The sequence below is a fragment of the Sporofaciens sp. St.21A7 genome (genome assembly GCF_059728535.1).
Genome location: NZ_BAAGFN010000001.1, coordinates 3,239,488 through 3,257,256, shown reverse-complemented (window position 1 = coordinate 3,257,256; position 17,769 = coordinate 3,239,488). Strand labels below are relative to the sequence as shown.

The window sequence follows — 17,769 nt, the reverse complement described above, 5'->3', positions numbered from 1 at the left end:
AAACGATTCAGGAGGAAACCATGAATATAGCAGTTCTTATTAAACAGGTTCCGGTTTCAAACGATGTATCCGTAGATCCGGAGACTCATGCACTTGTGCGGGCGAGCTCAGAAGGTATGGTGAACCCGGCTGATTTGAATGCAATCGAGGAAGCCATGCTTCTGAAAGAGCAGACGGACGGAAAGGTTGTGGTCTTCACCATGGGGCCGCCGGACGCGGAGAAGGCGTTAAGGGACGCCATGGCGCTTGGATGCGACGAGTCATGTCTGGTGACAGACAGAGCCGTTGCAGGCGGAGATACGGTTGCGACGGCAAAGGTATTGGCAGCGGCAATTAAGAAATATGGCGAGTTTGACCTGATTGTGGGAGGAGCGTTGTCGGCAGACGGCGCTACCGGACAGGTGGGCGCAATGGTTGCTGACTGTCTCGACATTCCCCATGTGGTAGAGGCGCAGGGAATGAAGTATGACGAGGCAGAGGCAGACAAGATTGTGGCTGTGAAGAAGTTCCATGACAAACGGCTGAGTATCAAGTGTGCACTTCCGGCAATGATTTCATTTAACTTCGGATGCAACGAACCTCGTCTTGCGACCCTCCGCACCAAACGTGCAGCGAAGAGTAAGCCGCTTGTGACATATACCAATGCGGAGCTGGGGCTGCCTCTTGAGGAGGTCGGTATCGCAGGTTCCCCGACGGCAGTGGTGGATTCTTTCTCACCAGAGGCCGGAAGAAAGGCGACTATGCTGGAGGGAACACCGGCAGAGCTTGCAAAGAAGCTTTACGACCTGATTGAAGAGGAGAAAGGAAAGTAGACCAATGGCTAATGGAATTTGTGTTTATGCAGAAAGTTATAAGGGGAAATTGGAGCCGGTAGCTGCAGAACTGGTTTCAGCGGCTAAGGAGATTCAGAAGACCACCGGCGAGAAGGTTCAGGCAATCGTGCTGGCGGAAGAGACTGACGGCATTGTGGCTGACCTTGACAAGCTGGGCGTGGAGGAAATCTACGCTGTAAAGGCTGGGCGTGACTGTTCGCAGCAGGACGACGCCGTAAGCAAGGCGATTGCAGAAATGCTGAAAAAAATCGATCCGTCCAGCGTCTTGATTCCGGCGACTCCGGAGGGACGTTCCATCTTCTCACGGGTAGCCATGAAGTTAGGCTGCGGAATGACTGCAGACTGTACGGAGGTACTGGTAGGGACGAAGGAAGACGGTTCTTACTATATTAAGCAGAATAAGCCGTCCTTTGGAGAAAATGTTTTCGTAACAATTATCACGAGAGACGGATACTATCCGCAGATGATGACGATTCGTCCGGGCGTGTATGCGCCTTCGGAAGAAGCGGCAGGCGGACAGGCCAAAATCGAATATTTTGATGATATCAGGCTTACTGATTCCAAGATTGAGATTATTGAAGAGGCAGAGGCAGAGAACGAGACCGGAAGCATCCTTGGAGCCGAGGTTGTGGTAGTCGGCGGAAGAGGAGTCCTTGAAGATGATAATTTTGCCCTGCTTGAGAAATTTGCAGAAAAAGTTGGCGGAGCCATTGGCGGTACAAGGCCGATGGTAGATTCCGAGATGATTCCGTTCAATCATCAGATTGGACAGACGGGGCTTACCATCCGTCCTAAGATTTGTATCTCTTTTGGCGTATCGGGTGCGATCCAGCACACGGAGGGCATCAAGGATACGAAGCTGTTCGTGGCGGTCAATACGGATGAAAACGCAGCAATCTATGGTGTTGCTGATTATGGAATTACGGCTGACTTAAAGGATGTTCTGGAGAACTACTTGAAACTTTAGTGAAGGTTTTGGCTGGTTTGATATGACACGATAAGGTAGAGGGGATTGTCAGGCGAAGAATTGCAGTGCCGTGACAATCCCTTTTTATTTCTTTTGGCGGTTATATGGCAAGGAAATAGCCGTTCAACGGATCTGTATAAGGCTCCAGAGGATACCGCAGAGGGTGTCAATACCAGAGGAGTGCCCCACCGCTGAGAAGGCAGTAAGGATTTCGTCAGATGAGGGCAGGCCATACAGGCTGACGACCGGAAGGCTGAACTGGCCTTTAAGGGCGCAGGACAGGAAAGCCGCGCTGATGTCGATGGTGTCGGCGAGCCGGGCTTCGACCGATTTTTTTACCATTTTAGCGAAGGGATGGTCTGTGTTGCCGGAAAAGAGTATACCTGCCAGTACCCCGCACAGGAAATCATCGCCGCTTGGGGTCAAGCCGCATCCTAATCCAAGAAGCCGGAGCAGTTCCAGTGCAGCTTCCTGATATTTCCTGTCAAGCAGGAGTTTATTGCAGCGTAGGATATCGTTTTTTGCGGCAAGGAGTACGAGGGATAAGGAGCCGTCTGTATTCGTCCCGGCAGGCGATTCGTTGTCCGAATCAAGGAGACGGCAAGGACAGTCCTTAAACAGAATGGTGAATCCTCCTGTCTGTGCCTTTGAGACGGCTTCCCGGATACTGCCGATTAGGGCAAGACGCGAGGGGGCGTCCAGCGCCTTTGACAGTTTTAAGTCATAATGCTGCGGGTCTTTAAAGGTAAAACGGTAAGAAGCACAAGGGGCTTTGCCGTCGCCGGAGATGAGAATGCCGTCTTTTTGAAAATGGACGGTATCGCCGGGGCTGACGGTAAGGCGCCCAAAGCCGTCGGCAGTAAGTCCTGTGATGAGGCTGATTGGGGACAGGGGTGAATGGTCTGTCTGTAAGGAAAGAATCTGCCTGCCGTCCGTAAGGTTGATGGTGCGGCGGTATACGGAATGGACGGTTCCTGCCATAAGGCGCTCTAGTATATTTTCCGCATAATAAGATATTTGTTTGATTTGATATTCCATAGTTCGGCTCCTTTGCATGGCGGCGGTGCGCCGTAATGTGGCAAATGCTTGGGTTCGGTGTATCCCCAAGGTTTGGTCTTCATTTTATATATGGTATCAGAGAAAGCAAAAAAATACAATCATAAAGAATTAAAATCTGGTTTATAATTTTAGTGCATAATGATAATATATTAACGATGTTTTTGGGGAAGAATTGTGCATTATATACAAAAACGATGGAAAATATTCTCTGTTTTGTGCTATTGTGATTTATATCATTTTGGATTAAAATAGTATACAGATAGTTAAAATGTGGTTGACCGGTAGAAATTTTTTAGGAGGTATGTTATGTATGATTTAGTGATTCGAAACGGCAGGCTTGTGACCCCGGACCGTATCTATGAGGCAGACATTGCGATTCAGGACGGCAAGTATGCGGCATTCCTGGCAGCAGGGACAGAAGCAGAGGCGAAGGAGACCATTGATGCCAAGGGTAATTATGTATTCCCGGGCATCATCGACTGCCATGCACATCTGAATGAGCCAGGATTTGAGTACAGGGAAGATTTTGAGACGGGTTCCCGGGCGGCGGCAGTTGCGGGATGTACGACATTGATCGATATGCCGCTCAACAATGACCCTTCTCTGATGAATAAGGAAATCTTCGACCTTAAAATGAGTAAGATCAGCAAGCATTCTGTCATTGATTATGCTTTATGGGGCGGGCTTGTAGGCGACTATGACGACAAGCCGGGTTCTGTGAAGAACAACATGGACGATTTGGTAGAGCTGCATAACTGCGGCGTTGCGGCGTTTAAAGGATTTACCTGTCCTAACGGGAACCTGTTCCCGACCGTGAACATGGGGAATGTGCGCAAGGCGTTGGAGATTTTGAAGCCATACAATGCGCTGTGCGGATTCCACTGTGAAGAGTACGGCCAGGTATTGGAAAGAGAGAAGGAAGCCAAGGCAAAGGAAGGCCAGACCAATGAGCAGAAGATTCGTGATTTCTTAGATTCCCATGATGTCTGGACAGAATATGTTGCGACGAAGAATGTTATCGACATGGCAAGGGCGACAGGGGGACGTGTACACATCTGCCATGTCAGCCATCCGTTGGTAGCCCAGGTGGTAAAGGACGCCATCCATGAAGGCCTTCCGATTACGGCAGAGACTTGCCCGCACTATCTTGGATTCACAGAAGACTTCGTATTCGAGAAGGGAGCGCCGGCAAAATGTACGCCTCCGATGCGCAAGGCAGAGGATATGGAGAAGATGTGGGATTATGTGCTTGACGGAACCCTGTCATGCGTAGGCAGCGACCATTCTCCGGCGGCAGACGAGGAGAAGGACAATGCAACTAAGGATATCTGGCATGCATGGGGAGGGCTTAACGCAATCCAGTTCTTCCTTCCGATGATGTTCGATATGGTGGTGAACAAGAAGGGGTTAAGCCCGACGCTGATTGCGAAGGTAATGGACTACAATCCGGCTAAGATTTTTGGGCTGTACGGACGTAAAGGGGCGTTCGAGCTTGGATTTGACGGTGACATCGTAATCGTAGACCCAGACAAGGCATGGAAGGTAGACCAGACGAAGCTTCTGACCAAGGGGCATGTATCATGCTTCGACGGACAGGAGGGCAAGGGTGCGCCGACGTGTACCATTATCCGCGGCAAGGTAGTGGCTTTAGACGGAATGTACAAAGAGGAAGCGGTAGGATACGGCGAGTATATCACACCGGTAAAATAAATGATCCAAACCGGCGGCATGGCCGGGCTTCTGGCCATGCCGGATGCCGGGAAGGATAGATTGGTAAAACGAAAAAGGAGAGAGATTATGGGTGACGTAAACAATGAAAAGAAAGAGGCAAGCTCATTAGCTCCAATTAAGCCTCAGGACCGTATTATGAGCTGGGGGTCCAACACGATGCTCTGGCTCGGCGGATGTATTTCCATCGGAACACTGACCATGGGGAGCGCACAGCTTGAGAAGGGGCTGAACCTGATTCAGTTATTCCTCGCAGTGTTTATCGGTTCGTTGATTCTGATTATCGGTATTGCAGCGAACGACCAGTTTAGTTATAAGACGGGCGCTCCTTACGCAATCCAGCTAAAGAGCGCATTTGGTACGAAGGGAAGCTCTATCCCGGTATTGCTCCGTGGGCTTCCTGCTATCGTATGGTATGGTTTTCAGACATGGTTAGGAGGAGCGGCTCTTAACAATATTTCCATCGTGTTCTTTGGGTTTGACAATATTTGGGTATTCTTTATCTTGTTCCAGGTAATCCAGATTTTGCTGTCCATCAAGGGATTCCAGGGGGCAAAATGGGTTGGGAATATCGGCGGTGTCGTTATTTCCATCGCAATGATTTATCTGTTATATATCTGTATTTCGCAGTATGGCGACGTAATCGGCGACAAGCTGATGAGCCATGGCGGAACATGGGGAATGCCGTTCATCGGCGCAATTATCGCATTCTTCGGAAACAGTACGACGGTTATGCTGAATGCAGGGGATTATTCCCGGGAGGTAAAGGCAGGATATTCATCCGTAGCCCGGGGGGCGTCCTATTTCTGCGCAATGGTTCCGGCAACCGTATTGCTTGGGCTGATTGGCGCTATGGCGTCTACGGCGACGGGAATCGCAAACCCAATCAATGCATTTGCACAGATGGTTGACAACAAGGTTGTCCTTCTTGTAACCTTAGGATTCATCATTTTTGCACAGTTATCTACAAACCTTGCAAGTAATGTAATCCCGCCTGCATATGCATTCATGGATGTATTCAAGATTAAGCACAGGACTGCAGTTATTATTGTCGGTATCCTTGCGGTAGCTACCTGTCCCTGGATTCTGACCAACGACAGCTCGGCGGCTGGGCTTGACCTGTTCGTTAAGATTTATTCCGCGTTCTTTGCACCGATTTTTGCGGTACTGATTACAGACTTCTTTGTTCTACATAGGAGAAATATATCGGAAGAAGTTCTGAATGATCTCTATGACGACCATGGGAACCATGCGGGCATTAACTGGGCGGCAATTATCGCAATCGCTGTGGGCGCGGTAATCGGCCTGATTAATGTAAATATTTCATTCTTTACGGCAACGCTCCCGACAGGGGTTGTGTTCCATTTCTTGATGAAGAAGATGCCGTCCTGCGAGCGTTTCAGAAAAGGAACAACGTTGGAATAATGAGGATATAGGAGGTAATGGCAATGTATGACGTATTAATTAGAAATGGAAAGATTGTTACGGCGGATGCTATAACAGAAGGAAATGTAGCTGTGAAAGACGGCAGGATTGCCGCAGTCCTGACGAAGGGAGAAGAGCCGGAGGCGGCAAATGTCATTGATGCGGCAGGAAAATATGTGTTCCCGGGAGCAATCGATACCCATGCCCATCTGAACGACCCTGGTTTCGAGTGGCGTGAGGATTATGAACATGGTACGGCGGCAGCGGCCCTTGGCGGATATACCACAGTGATTGATATGCCGCTCCAGAATGACCCGTGTATGACGAATGCGAAGGCATTTGACTTTAAGGAGAATAAGGTTTCCCCCAACGCGTATGTTGACTACTGCTTCTGGGGTGGGCTTACAAGCTATAACTTTGGCGACTTGAAAGATTTGGATGAGAAAGGCTGTGTTTCCTTTAAGTCCTTCATTGGTCCGGTTTCACCGGATTATGAGTCGCTGAACTATGGGCAGGCGATGGAGGCCATGGATATTATCAAGGAGTTTGACGGGCGTGCAGGCTTCCATTGTGAAGACTATGCAATCATCAAGAACCAGGAGAAGAGGATGAAAGAATCCGGGCGCAACGACTGGAAGGCGTTTCTGGAATCCCGTCCGGTGGTTGCGGAGATTGTCGCCACAGATGCGATTATCGAGATTGCCAAGGCGACCGGATGTAAGGCGCATATCTGCCATGTATCCCACCCGGCGGTGGCGAAGAAGATTAAGGCGGCGCAGGACGAGGGATACGATATTACGGCAGAGACCTGTACCCATTATCTGACCTTCAGCAATGAAGATGTAATCGAGAAGGGGCCTCTTTATAAATGTGCGCCGATACTCCAGCCGAAGGAAGCTGTGGAAGAGATGTGGGAGTATGTGAAGGCAGGTGTGTTCAGCGGAATCGCTTCTGACCATTCGCCTTGTTCCTATGATGAGAAGTATAACGAGATTCTCGGCAATAAGATTGAGACGGTATTCGACGTATGGGGCGGATGCTCCGGTATCCAGAGCGGTTTCCAGGCGGCTTTTTCCGAAGGCGTGGTGAAGCGCGGCGTATGCCCGACCGTACTTGCCAATGCAATGTCCGTACTTCCGGCGAAGGCATTCGGCATCTATGGCAAAAAGGGCGACATCAAGCCGGGATTCGATGCGGACTTACTGATCGTCGATCCGGAAAAAGAGTGGGAGATTACGGAAGAGTCCCTGCTGTATGTGAATAAGATTTCCGCATTTGTGGGACTGAAAGGGAAAGGGCTTCCGGTCATGACACTTGTACGCGGGAATGTGATTGCAGAGGATGGCAAGATTGTTGCCGAAAAGGGTGTCGGTGAACTGGTGAAGAAACTAAAATAAGGAGAGAATAAAAGAATGAGTATAGTGGATAACAAAAATTTGAATCCGGAACTCGTCAAGAATGTAGACCCGGACCTGCAGCCCACGAAGAAGCGTATCATGGGAACCTTATCCTATGCGGCAAGCTTCATGGGCGGGTGCGTGTCGATTGGTACATTTTCTATGGGCGCGGGACTGATCGGCGCCCTGACGGTGACACAGGCAATCCTTGCTATGGTGATTGGATGTCTGGTTATAGCGGTTGCGCTTGCGGTCATCGGCGACTGCGGCCATACCTACGGCATTCCGTTTACGGTGCAGTTAAGAAGCAGTTTTGGTACGACCGGCGTTAAGATTCCCGGTATCCTGCGTGGGCTTCCGGCTATTGTGTGGTTTGGTTTCCAGAGCTGGGTAGGCGCGGGCGCCATCAACAGTTGTATGAACATCCTGTTTGGCGTAAGCAACCTTCCGGTGGTATATGCGTTGTTTACCCTTCTGCAGGTAGCCCTTGCGATTAAGGGATTCGAGGGGATTAAATGGCTTGAAAATATTTCCTGTGTGTTTATTATTGCAATTTTGGTTTACATGCTGTATGTGGTAAATACACAGTTTGCATCAGAGATTGGGGACGTGTTCTCAGGAATCAAAGGGACATGGGGCATGCCGTTCTGGGCGGCGACCACATCTTTCCTTGGGATTTACTCTACCATGATTATCAATGCGTCTGACTATTCACGTAATGCGACAGACGACATTAAGCCGGTAAAGGCTGCAAGTATTTACACCATCGCAATCCTTCCGGTAACGCTGTTCATGGGGCTGATCGGGCTTCTCGTAACGGCTGCAACAGGAAACAGCGATCCGGTAGTGGTATTCTCTACCACAATGGGAAGCAAGTTCCTTACCATCGTGACACTGTTGTTCATCGCATTTGCTCAGGTTACGACCAACGTACTGAACAACATCGTTCCTCCGGCATATGTATTGATGGAGTCCTTCAAGATGAAATGGACTCACGCGACCGTACTCGTAGGAATCCTTTCCGCATGCGTGATGCCGTGGAAACTGGTAACGGATGAGTCGGCGGCGGGACTGAACCTGTTTACCCAGTTCTATTCCGCATTCCTCGGGCCAATCTTTGCGGTTATGGCTGTGGATTACTTTATCCTTCGTAAGAAGAAGCTGGATATCAACGATATGTATGATAAGCAGGGATGCTTTAAGGGCATCAACTGGGCGGCGGTCATCGCGATTATCTTCGGCTCCTTATGCTCGCTGCTGGTAATGCAGTTGTCCTGGTATGTGAGCCTGATTCCAACGGGAGTCGCTTACTATCTGCTGATGAAGATGATGCCGGCGTCAAAGCCGTTCTGTAAAGGAACAATTTTTGAGAAATAGAAGAAAGATTTGAAAGCCCCGCAGCTTGCCATGTTTGCTGCGGGGCTGTTGCGTGTTCTGACGAAAATTATTCCCGAGGCAGCTTCAACTCCAGGAATTTAAGGGTAGCCTCCAGAAGCCTTGCTGTAACCGGATTTTTCTCGTCATGGTCGAAGTTGTGCATATTGTGGGACGCGACAAACCGCTGCGCCCGAAACCGGCTGCACAGTTCCAGAAATTCCGAATAGGGAACATCCGTATCCCCGGTACTGTGGGCACAGAATAGGGGGCAGGGCAGTTTTTCGCAGGTGCGTAAGGTATAATCCAGATAGAAGAATTTCTGCCGCCCGGCATAGATAAAATCTATCCAGTTCCCTTTCTGTCTTGCATATACATAGACGCTGTAGTGAGTATCCAGATCCCCGTCCGTATGTATGCCGGCGGGGACGGCGTTAAGCGCCGTCTCGCTGACGGCAGGAAGTGTGTTGTAATAATTGCTTGGCGTCAGGAACCACCCGTCGCACAAGAAGCCGTATCCGTAATAGGAGAGGATTCCGGCTGGCTTTTTGTCTGTTTTTCCATGTGCGGCTGCCAAAAGGCAGAGGTAAGCTCCGGCAGAACGTCCCCACAGGAAGTAAGGGAGCGCGTCTTTACCCTCTGCTTTCTCTTCCAGATAGAGCGGAAGATGTCCGATGAAATGGTTGACGGAGGCGCAGACGTCTTCGAGGATTAGATCCAGTTTCGCAGAGGGCGCAAGGGGATAATCAAATGCAATGATGGGGTATCCGTTTTCTGTCAGTAAGTGTAAATGAATTTCCGGCAGATCGTTTCTTGAGCCGAATAATAATCCGCCGCCGTGGAAATATAAGATACAGGCTTTTACCTTTGCATCCGTATCATAATAAATCGTGGCACGCTTTTCGCAATGCTCACAGGGGACCGTGATATCTCTGTTTTTCAGCATATCAGTAACTCCTTTCAATGGTATTAAAAAGTGGTTGAACGCATAGTGTTGAATTTTAAAATTTCACATCAATGGATAGATGCTGAATTGTCTAAAAATTAACAAGGAATATGGCGTGAAACCCTATTGCCGATAAATACCAGTATACCACAAAAATGATTGGGTTCAAGAGGGAAAACAGCGGAAAACCACTGCTAAAATAGACAAAATAAAAGGACTAGATTTGTCTAAAATGTCAATGGAATTTTTTCCTGGAAGATGCCATAATATATGTATAAAAACCGGTTGACCACAACGACCAAAATATTCAAACTATCAAATTCAAGAAAGTGAGGGACTAACAATGAGCTATTTAAACAATCAGGTTGGATACCGCGACGAACTGCTGCAGACACGTTCCATTATCAAGAAAGAGAACTGGGTGCTTCTCGAACCAGACGGGCTTGTAAAGAATGCAATTCCAGGTTATGTGAACTGTGACGTAACGATTCTTGGTTCTCCGGCAATGGGGGCTTCTTTCGCAGACTATCTTGTAACTGCACATGCAGGCGGCAAGAAGGAAGGAATCGGCGGGGACGGAATCGAGACATTCCTTTACGTGATCGAAGGCGAGGTCACTGTTAAGAATGCAGATGAAGAGGCAGCTCTTACACAGGGAGGATATATCTACTCTCCGGAAGACAAGCCGGTGTCCTTCGAGAACAAGAGCGGCGCAGACACTAAGATTTACCTGTACAGACGCAGATATGAGAAGGTAGAAGGCTTTAGCGCCCACACCATCGTAGGCAATGCCAATGAGTTAGAGTGGCTCTCCTATGAAGGTATGGAGAACTGCTATATCCAGAACTTCCTTCCGACGGATGATTTCGGATTCGATATGAATATGCATATCCTGAAGTTCCACATTGGCGCTTCCCATGGTTATATCGAGACGCATGTACAGGAGCATGGAATGTTATTCCTGTCCGGAAAAGCAATGTACAGACTGGACGAGGACTGGGTGCCGCTGAAAAAGGGTGATTATGTATTCATGGACGCATACTGCCCGCAGGCTTGCTATGCGGTAGGCGACGAGGGACGGGAGGAAGTCCTGACATACATCTACTCAAAAGACTGCAACAGAGATGTTGCATTGTAAGACGAAAGATAGCAGGGTGCAAGAACAGCGCCATGAATTTGCCGCAGTCGAGCGGAAATATATACAAGGATGGTGGGGACACAATGAAACTTTCAAGGGATGAATTAAAAGGTTTAATGAAAAATAAAATGATGCAGGCAGGCTTAAAGGAAGAGCATGCCGAGCAGACAGCAGAGATTCTTACGTGGTCACATGAGAGAGGTTATGCTTCACACGGTGCAGTACGCGTGGAGTATTACAGCGAGAGAATCGCAAAGGGCGGTATCACCAATGACCCGAACATCACATGGAAACAGACCGGGCCATGTTCCGGCATCATGGACGGAGATAACGGAATCGGCTACTGGGTAGCGACAAAAGCGACGGAGAAGGCGATCGAGATTGCGAAAGAAAACGGTGTGGCAATCGTTGGTATGGCGAATATCTCACACACAGGCTCCATCGGATACTACACAGAGATGTGTGCAAAGGAAGGGCTTGCGGCAATTACTTTCTGCCAGTCTGACCCGATGGCAGTCCCATACGGCGGAACAGAGCCGTATTACGGAACCAACCCGATTTCATTTGCTGCTCCTACGGCAGACGAGCGCAACGTGGTATTCGATATGGCTACCACCGTCCAGGCATGGGGCAAGATTCTTGACAAGCGTTCCCAGGGCGCGGAGATTCCATCCGACTGGGCAGTGGACGAGAACGGCGAGCCGGTGACAGATCCGCATAAAGTAAATGCCCTGACGCCAATCGCAGGTGCGAAGGGATACGGCCTGATGATGATGGTAGACGTATTCTCAGGCGTGCTTCTTGGAGTTCCGTTTGGAAAGCATGTAAGCTCTATGTACCATGACTGCTCAAAGGGACGTGAGCTTGGACAGATGATTATTGTTATGGACCCAGAGAGATTCTGCGGGGCAGAACAATTCAAGAAGAATATGTCCCAGACCTGTGACGAGCTTGGACAGATGAAGGCGGCTCCGGGATATGGCAAGGTATACTATCCGGGCGAGAGAGCGGTCATGAGAAGAGACAAGGCTTATGCATCCGGCGGAATCGAGGTTGTTGACGAGTTGGTTGAATATCTCAAGGGCGACGCGGTGCATTTCAATCGATATGACCACAAGAACAGATTTGCTGATTAATTAATTTTCTGACTCAGAAAGGGAAAAAACATGTTAAAAACAGTTGTTAAAAAAGGAAGTTATCAGGATTCCGTAGTTCTCATGCTTCTGACTAATGAGATTTCTACGATTGAGGGAGTAAAGAAGGTTTCCATCATGATGGCGACTCCCGCAAACAAGGACATTTTTAAGCAGAGCGGGCTTGACACAGAAGAACTTATGAACGCCAGCGCCAACGACATGGTTGTGGTTGCGGACATCGACGATGACAGCCTGTTAGATACCATTATGGAGCAGGTAGAAGTGTTCTTAAAGAAACAGTCTGCCGCAAGCGAAGGAAAGAAGGGGACAGAGAGCGTAAAATCCTGGGATAAGGCTCTTGCAAAGATGCCGGAGGCAAACCTTGCGGTAATCTCCATCCCCGGGGCTTATGCTGCGTTAGAGGCTGACCGTGCATTGGACGAGGGATTGAATGTATTCATGTTCAGTGATAACGTAACGATTGAGGATGAGAAGGCTCTGAAAGAGAAGGCTCATGAGAAAGGGCTGGCAGTGATGGGCCCTGACTGTGGAACAGGAATCATCCAGAGCGTGCCGGTGGCATTTACCAACAATGTAGCTCCTGGCTCTATCGGAATCATCGGCGCTTCCGGAACCGGAATCCAGGAATTGACGACCATCATTGACAGGCTGGGCGAGGGCGTGACCAACGCAATCGGTATCGGCGGACGTGACCTGAATGCAAAAATCGGTGGAATCACTATGATGGACATGATTGACGCCATGGAAGACGACGATGCGGTAAAGGTGCTGGTTATCGTTTCCAAGCCGCCGGCAAAGGAAGTAAGGGACATGATTTCCGACAGGCTGTCAGATTTCAGTAAGCCGGTGGTTACTCTGTTCGTTGGCGAGAAGCCAGAGTATCATGAGGAGAACTTCTATCATGCATACACACTGGACGAGGCTGCACGTTTGGCTGTGAGCCTGGTTCGGGGTAAAGACGTGCCGGAGGCAGAGATTGATATCGATGCGTCTACCTTCTACAAGGCAGAGGATAAGAAGACCATCAAGGCGTACTACTCAGGCGGAACCCTTGCAAATGAAGCGGCGATGCTTATCAAGGATGCCATGAACTGTGAAGTCCCGCCGGAGGATATCGAAGGCTATATGCTCCAGTTAGACGGAAACGTAGTCGTGGATCTTGGCGACGATGCTTATACACAGGGCAAGCCCCACCCGATGATTGACCCTGCAAAGCGTATCGAATGTATGCAGGAGGCAGTAGACGACGAGTCTACGGGCGTTGTCCTTCTTGACATCATGCTTGGATACGGTTCCCATGCAGACATGGCAGGCTCTCTGATCCCGACCATCAAGGAGCTTCAGGAGAAGGCAGACGCAGCAGGAAGAAAGGTATTCTTCATCGCTACCGTCTGCGGGACCAGAAGAGATTATCAGGGATATGACGATGCGGTAAATAAATTAAAAGAAGCAGGCGTAATCGTCTGTGAGAATAATAAACTTGCGTGCCGTACGGCAATCCGCGCTATCGGAAGAGATTTCCAGGAGCCGGTAAAAGAAGTACGCGCAAAGAAGGTTGTAAAAGTAGAGAAGGCTGCTCCTTCCGAGAAGCTGCGCGCGCTCCTGTCCGAAAAACCGCGTATCATTAACATAGGCTTAAAGAGCTTCGCGGAAGTGGTAGAGCAGTTCGGCTGCGAGGTAGTGCAGTATGACTGGATGCCGCCGGCAGGAGGAAATGTAGAACTCATCAAGACTCTGAACTTCCTGCGTCATTATGAGGGAATCGACGAGCTGAACCGCGCGGTCATCGCGAAAGTGGTTGCCAGCCAGCCGGTGCTCAAAGACAATGTACGTGCAAAAGAAGTGATTCCGGAGTTCGCGCAGAATGGCGGCAAGGTGATCCTTCATGCAGGCCCGCCGGTAGCTTACGAGAATATGCCAGACCCGATGCAGGGCTCCTGCGTTGGTGCGGTAATGTTCGAGGAGTGGGCTTCTACAGAGGAAGAAGCAAGAAAGATGTTAGAAGGCGGGGAGATTCAGTTCATCCCATGCCACCACTGTAACGCAGTAGGACCGATGGGCGGTATCACATCCCCGAACATGGCGGTGTTCGTAGTAGAGAACGAGACAGGCGGCAACAAGGCATACTGTACCATGAATGAAGGTATCGGCAAGGTGCTCCGTTTCGGCGCATACGACGAGGAAGTGGTAAACCGCTTACGCTGGATGAGAGACGTTCTTGGCCCGACCCTTGGCAAGGCTCTGCGTTCCATGGAGAACGGTCTTGCAATCAATCCATTGATCGCGAAAGCCGTAGCCATGGGAGACGAGTTCCATCAGAGGAATATCGCCGCATCTTTGGCATTTTTGAAAGAGGTAGCGCCGATTATCACAGCTATGGAGATGGACGAGAAAGACCGTTACGATGTGATTAAGTTCTTGGCTGACACAGACCAGTTCTTCTTGAATATCATGATGGCGACAGGTAAGGCAGTTATGGACGACGCCCGCAAGGATGGGGACGGAACCATCGTTACCGCAATGTGCCGGAATGGTTATGAATTCGGTATCCGTATCGCAGGTATGGGCGACGAGTGGTTCACAGGCCCGGTGAATACGCCTCAAGGGCTTTACTTCACAGGATATGACGCTGAGGATGCATGCCCGGATATGGGAGACAGCGCGATTACCGAGACCTTCGGCGTGGGCGGTATGGCGATGATTGCGGCTCCGGCAGTAACAAGGTTCGTAGGAGCTGGCGGTTACGAGGATGCTTTACGCACCAGCAATGAGATGACGGAAATCTGTATCGACAGAAACCCGAACTTCACAGTTCCTACATGGAATTTCCAGGGAATCTGCTTAGGTATCGATGCAAGGCTGGTGGTAGAGAAAGGAATCACGCCTGTGATTAATACAGGTATTGCCAACAAGGTAGCTGGAAGAGGGCAGATTGGCGCAGGTACGGTACATCCGCCGATCGAGTGCTTCGAGAAGGCTGTAAGGGCTTACGCTAAGAAGCTTGGCTTCGAGGCATAAGCAGAATAGGAGATATCTTATGGACAAGAAGAAAGTTGTCATTGCTCTGGGCGGAAACGCCCTGGGCAAGGATATAGAAGAGCAGAAGGAAGCTGTTGCAAAGACTGCGAAGGTGATTGTTGACCTTGCGCAGCAGGGATTGGATATCATCATTACACACGGCAACGGCCCTCAGGTGGGCATGATCCAGAATGCAATGGATAACCTGATTGTGATGCAGCAGAACTATAAGCAGGTCCCGCTGCCTACCAGCGTGGCCATGAGCCAGGGATATATCGGAATTGACCTGCAGAATGCGATTAAATATGAGCTTCTGAGCCGCAACATCGACGGCAAGGTATCTACCATCCTGTCACAGGTGGAGGTAGATAAGAACGACCCGGCATTCGAGAATCCGACGAAGCCGATCGGAAGGTTTCTGACCAAAGAAGAGGCAGAGGAGAACGAGAAAAATGGTATCCGCTGCATGGAGGACGCCGGAAGAGGCTATCGTATCGTAGTGGCTTCCCCGATGCCGAAAAGAATCCGCGAGCTTGAGACGATCAAGACGCTGGTTGGCGCAGGGCATATCGTAATCACCTGCGGCGGCGGCGGAATCCCGGTAGTCAGCGACGAAGAGGGCAGGCTCGTTGGAGTCAACGCAGTCATCGATAAGGACAATGCCAGCAGCCTTTTGGCGTCCCAGCTTGGCGCAGACCATCTGATTATCCTGACGGCGGTGGAGAAGGTTGCCATCAACTGGGGCAAGGAAAATCAGGAATGGTTATCCGACCTTACGGTAGAACAGGCAAAAGAATATATTGCACAGGAGCAGTTTGCGAAAGGTTCCATGCTCCCGAAGGTAGAGGCGGCAATCCGCTTCGCGCAGTCCGGAGAGGGCAGGCATGCCCTGATTACGCTGCTTGACAAGGCGGCGGCAGGAATCGCCGGAGAGACTGGAACCGTAATACACTCATAGAAGTATTGTCAGAACACAGGCGGGGCGGGGAAAGACCGGTCTTGAGCATAAGAGACCAGCCCCGGCCCGCCTCCCCCTTTTGCGATAATAATTGATGATAGAATATATGGGTAGTTGAGGAGAGGGAACATGAATATACCAATTAATCTGTTTATGTGGATAATGGCGTTTCTGCCCATTATCGTACTGTTAATTTTAATGATAAAATTTAACTGGGGCGCTACGGAGGCTGCACCGGTGGGACTTATGATTACGATTTTTACGGGGCTTGTCTTCTACAAGGCGAATATCCGGCTGATTGCGGCGGAGAGCGCTAAGGGAGTCTGGAACGCCCTGATTATCCTAATTATTGTCTGGACGGCAATCCTGATGTATCAGGTGGGCGACGAGGCGAAGGCGTTCCTTGTAATCCGCAACGGCATGAGGAAGCTATTGCCCAACGAGCTGCTTCTGGTGCTTGCGATGGGGTGGATATTTGAAAGCTTTCTTCAGGGAATTACAGGCTTTGGCGTCCCGGTGGCCGTAGGCGCGCCGCTCCTTATCGGTATCGGCGTGAAGCCTTTGTGGGCGGTCATTATACCGCTTCTTGGCCAGGCGTGGGGCAACACCTTCGGAACCCTTGGCGCCGCATGGGATTCCCTTGCCATGTCGGCAGGGCTTTCGGTTGGCAGCAAGGAATATCTGGTGACGGCGATGTGGACGGCGGCATTTATCTGGTTCTGGAACGCTATTGGCGGGTTTGCCACCTGCTGGTTTTACGGCAAAGGCAAGGCGTTGAAAAAAGGCCTTCCGGCGGTAGCCCTTATGGCAGTCATTCAGGGCGGCGGAGAGCTTCTGTTAAGCCAGGTTAACACCACCATCTGCTGTTTCGTTCCGGCATGCGTGTCATTAATCGTGATTCTGCTGCTTGGAAGGATTAAGATGTACAGCGAAGAGTGGAGTATCGCTGACAGTCCGATCATGAACCGCGAGTTCGAGGAACGAAGTACAGGAAGCGAGGCGCCTTCCGATATGAGCCTGATTCAGGCATTCGTGCCCTATTTCCTGCTTTCGGCCCTTACGCTGATTGTGCTTTTGATAAAACCGGTCAATGCATTATTGGGACAGATATCATTTGGTTTGTCGTTCCCGGAGACTTCCACAGGATATGGGCATGTGAATGCGGCGGTAGAGAGTTTTTCACCGTTTACGCCTTTCACCCATGCCAGTATGTTCCTGTTCATATCGGCAATCGTCGGACTCCTTTATTATAAGAAGCATGGCTGGATTCGGGACGGCGGCGTGAAGAGGATCTTCGTAAAATCAATCTCTATGACCATGCCGTCCGGTATCGCGGTTATCGGTCTGGTTATTATGTCAAAGATTATGGACGGGACCGGACAGACGGTGGTACTGGCAAACGGAATCGCAAATGTCTTAGGCAAGGTATACGTGATCTTGGCGCCGTTCGTAGGGCTTCTTGGAACCTTTATGACAGGAAGCAACATGAGCTCGAACATCCTGTTCGGCGGATTCCAGATGACGACGGCAAACCTTCTGAACGTAGATGCGTCGGCCATCTTAGGCGCACAGTCGGCAGGCGGGGCAATCGGAAGCGCGGTCAGCCCAAGCAAGATTATCCTTGGTACGACAACGGCAAGCATCCTCGGGAGAGAGGGCGAGGTCCTCAAGAAGATTATCGCGCTGACGGTGCCTACGACCATTGTAATCGGCGCTATTTTGTTCCTGTTGGTGGCAATCTGACAGATTGCAATTACGTTATGAGGGTC

At 50.1% G+C, this 17,769-nt stretch carries 13 protein-coding genes; 11 read left to right on the top strand and 2 right to left on the bottom strand.

The genetic code is table 11. The annotated features are described in order from the left end of the window. Positions 1-20: 20 nt before the first annotated feature. Together AC6I3O_RS16070 and AC6I3O_RS16065 are read left to right on the top strand one after the other, a co-directional pair. A complete protein-coding gene (locus AC6I3O_RS16070; protein ID WP_497851764.1) occupies positions 21-812 on the top strand; it encodes an electron transfer flavoprotein subunit beta/FixA family protein in 792 nt (263 codons plus the stop codon). 4 nt (positions 813-816) lie between these two features. Next, entirely contained in the window at positions 817-1,800 is a 984-nt protein-coding gene (locus tag AC6I3O_RS16065) for an electron transfer flavoprotein subunit alpha/FixB family protein (RefSeq protein WP_497851763.1), read from the top strand. Positions 1,801-1,923: 123 nt separating this feature from the next. Here AC6I3O_RS16065 and AC6I3O_RS16060 read toward each other — a convergent pair whose 3' ends face one another. Then, a complete protein-coding gene (locus tag AC6I3O_RS16060; protein WP_497851762.1) occupies positions 1,924-2,838 on the bottom strand; it encodes an oxamate carbamoyltransferase subunit AllH family protein in 915 nt (304 codons plus the stop codon). A gap of 327 nt (positions 2,839-3,165) precedes the next feature. On the opposite strand from AC6I3O_RS16060, the gene allB (AC6I3O_RS16055) reads away from it, so the two are divergent. The 4 genes from allB (AC6I3O_RS16055) to AC6I3O_RS16040 all read left to right on the top strand — a co-directional run bounded on the left by allB (AC6I3O_RS16055) (position 3,166) and on the right by AC6I3O_RS16040 (position 8,786). Further along, positions 3,166-4,569, top strand: coding sequence for an allantoinase AllB (gene allB / locus AC6I3O_RS16055; protein WP_497851761.1), 1,404 nt, complete (start codon positions 3,166-3,168; stop codon positions 4,567-4,569). 87 nt (positions 4,570-4,656) lie between these two features. After that, positions 4,657-6,012 (top strand): NCS1 family transporter, encoded by a 1,356-nt coding sequence (locus AC6I3O_RS16050; protein WP_497851760.1) that lies wholly within the window; start codon positions 4,657-4,659, stop codon positions 6,010-6,012. Positions 6,013-6,035: 23 nt separating this feature from the next. After that, entirely contained in the window at positions 6,036-7,409 is a 1,374-nt protein-coding gene (gene allB / locus AC6I3O_RS16045; RefSeq protein ID WP_497851759.1) for an allantoinase AllB, read from the top strand. A gap of 15 nt (positions 7,410-7,424) precedes the next feature. Then, positions 7,425-8,786 (top strand): NCS1 family transporter, encoded by a 1,362-nt coding sequence (locus tag AC6I3O_RS16040; RefSeq protein WP_497851758.1) that lies wholly within the window; start codon positions 7,425-7,427, stop codon positions 8,784-8,786. 67 nt (positions 8,787-8,853) lie between these two features. On the opposite strand, the gene AC6I3O_RS16035 is transcribed toward AC6I3O_RS16040, so the two are convergent. After that, entirely contained in the window at positions 8,854-9,729 is an 876-nt protein-coding gene (locus tag AC6I3O_RS16035) for an alpha/beta hydrolase fold domain-containing protein (protein WP_497851757.1), read from the bottom strand. Positions 9,730-10,072: 343 nt separating this feature from the next. On the opposite strand from AC6I3O_RS16035, the gene allE reads away from it, so the two are divergent. The 5 genes from allE (at position 10,073) to AC6I3O_RS16010 (ending at position 17,743) form a co-directional block, all read left to right on the top strand. Then, positions 10,073-10,867 carry a (S)-ureidoglycine aminohydrolase gene (allE, locus tag AC6I3O_RS16030; RefSeq protein WP_497851756.1) on the top strand — a complete coding sequence of 265 codons (795 nt, stop codon included), beginning with the start codon at positions 10,073-10,075 and terminating at the stop codon, positions 10,865-10,867. A gap of 83 nt (positions 10,868-10,950) precedes the next feature. Further along, the gene (gene allD, locus AC6I3O_RS16025) at positions 10,951-12,003 is read left to right on the top strand and encodes an ureidoglycolate dehydrogenase (RefSeq protein ID WP_497851755.1); all 1,053 of its coding nucleotides are present in this window, start codon (positions 10,951-10,953) and stop codon (positions 12,001-12,003) included. Between the two features lie 30 nt (positions 12,004-12,033). Then, positions 12,034-15,042, top strand: a complete 3,009-nt coding sequence (locus tag AC6I3O_RS16020) for a bifunctional FdrA/YlbE family protein (protein WP_497851754.1) — start codon at positions 12,034-12,036, stop codon at positions 15,040-15,042. A gap of 19 nt (positions 15,043-15,061) precedes the next feature. Next, on the top strand, positions 15,062-16,000 hold the full coding sequence (gene arcC / locus AC6I3O_RS16015; RefSeq protein ID WP_497851753.1) for a carbamate kinase: 939 nt from the start codon (positions 15,062-15,064) through the stop codon (positions 15,998-16,000). Between the two features lie 129 nt (positions 16,001-16,129). Continuing rightward, positions 16,130-17,743 carry an L-lactate permease gene (locus AC6I3O_RS16010; RefSeq protein ID WP_497851752.1) on the top strand — a complete coding sequence of 538 codons (1,614 nt, stop codon included), beginning with the start codon at positions 16,130-16,132 and terminating at the stop codon, positions 17,741-17,743. The last annotated feature ends 26 nt before the right edge of the window (positions 17,744-17,769 follow it).

Coding starts and splice junctions, on each gene's coding strand:
- AC6I3O_RS16070 (WP_497851764.1), top strand. CDS start 21: ATGAATATAGCAGTTCTTATTAAACAGGTTCCGGTTTCAAACGATGTA.
- AC6I3O_RS16065 (WP_497851763.1), top strand. CDS start 817: ATGGCTAATGGAATTTGTGTTTATGCAGAAAGTTATAAGGGGAAATTG.
- AC6I3O_RS16060 (WP_497851762.1), bottom strand. CDS start 2,838: ATGGAATATCAAATCAAACAAATATCTTATTATGCGGAAAATATACTA.
- allB (WP_497851761.1), top strand. CDS start 3,166: ATGTATGATTTAGTGATTCGAAACGGCAGGCTTGTGACCCCGGACCGT.
- AC6I3O_RS16050 (WP_497851760.1), top strand. CDS start 4,657: ATGGGTGACGTAAACAATGAAAAGAAAGAGGCAAGCTCATTAGCTCCA.
- allB (WP_497851759.1), top strand. CDS start 6,036: ATGTATGACGTATTAATTAGAAATGGAAAGATTGTTACGGCGGATGCT.
- AC6I3O_RS16040 (WP_497851758.1), top strand. CDS start 7,425: ATGAGTATAGTGGATAACAAAAATTTGAATCCGGAACTCGTCAAGAAT.
- AC6I3O_RS16035 (WP_497851757.1), bottom strand. CDS start 9,729: ATGCTGAAAAACAGAGATATCACGGTCCCCTGTGAGCATTGCGAAAAG.
- allE (WP_497851756.1), top strand. CDS start 10,073: ATGAGCTATTTAAACAATCAGGTTGGATACCGCGACGAACTGCTGCAG.
- allD (WP_497851755.1), top strand. CDS start 10,951: ATGAAACTTTCAAGGGATGAATTAAAAGGTTTAATGAAAAATAAAATG.
- AC6I3O_RS16020 (WP_497851754.1), top strand. CDS start 12,034: ATGTTAAAAACAGTTGTTAAAAAAGGAAGTTATCAGGATTCCGTAGTT.
- arcC (WP_497851753.1), top strand. CDS start 15,062: ATGGACAAGAAGAAAGTTGTCATTGCTCTGGGCGGAAACGCCCTGGGC.
- AC6I3O_RS16010 (WP_497851752.1), top strand. CDS start 16,130: ATGAATATACCAATTAATCTGTTTATGTGGATAATGGCGTTTCTGCCC.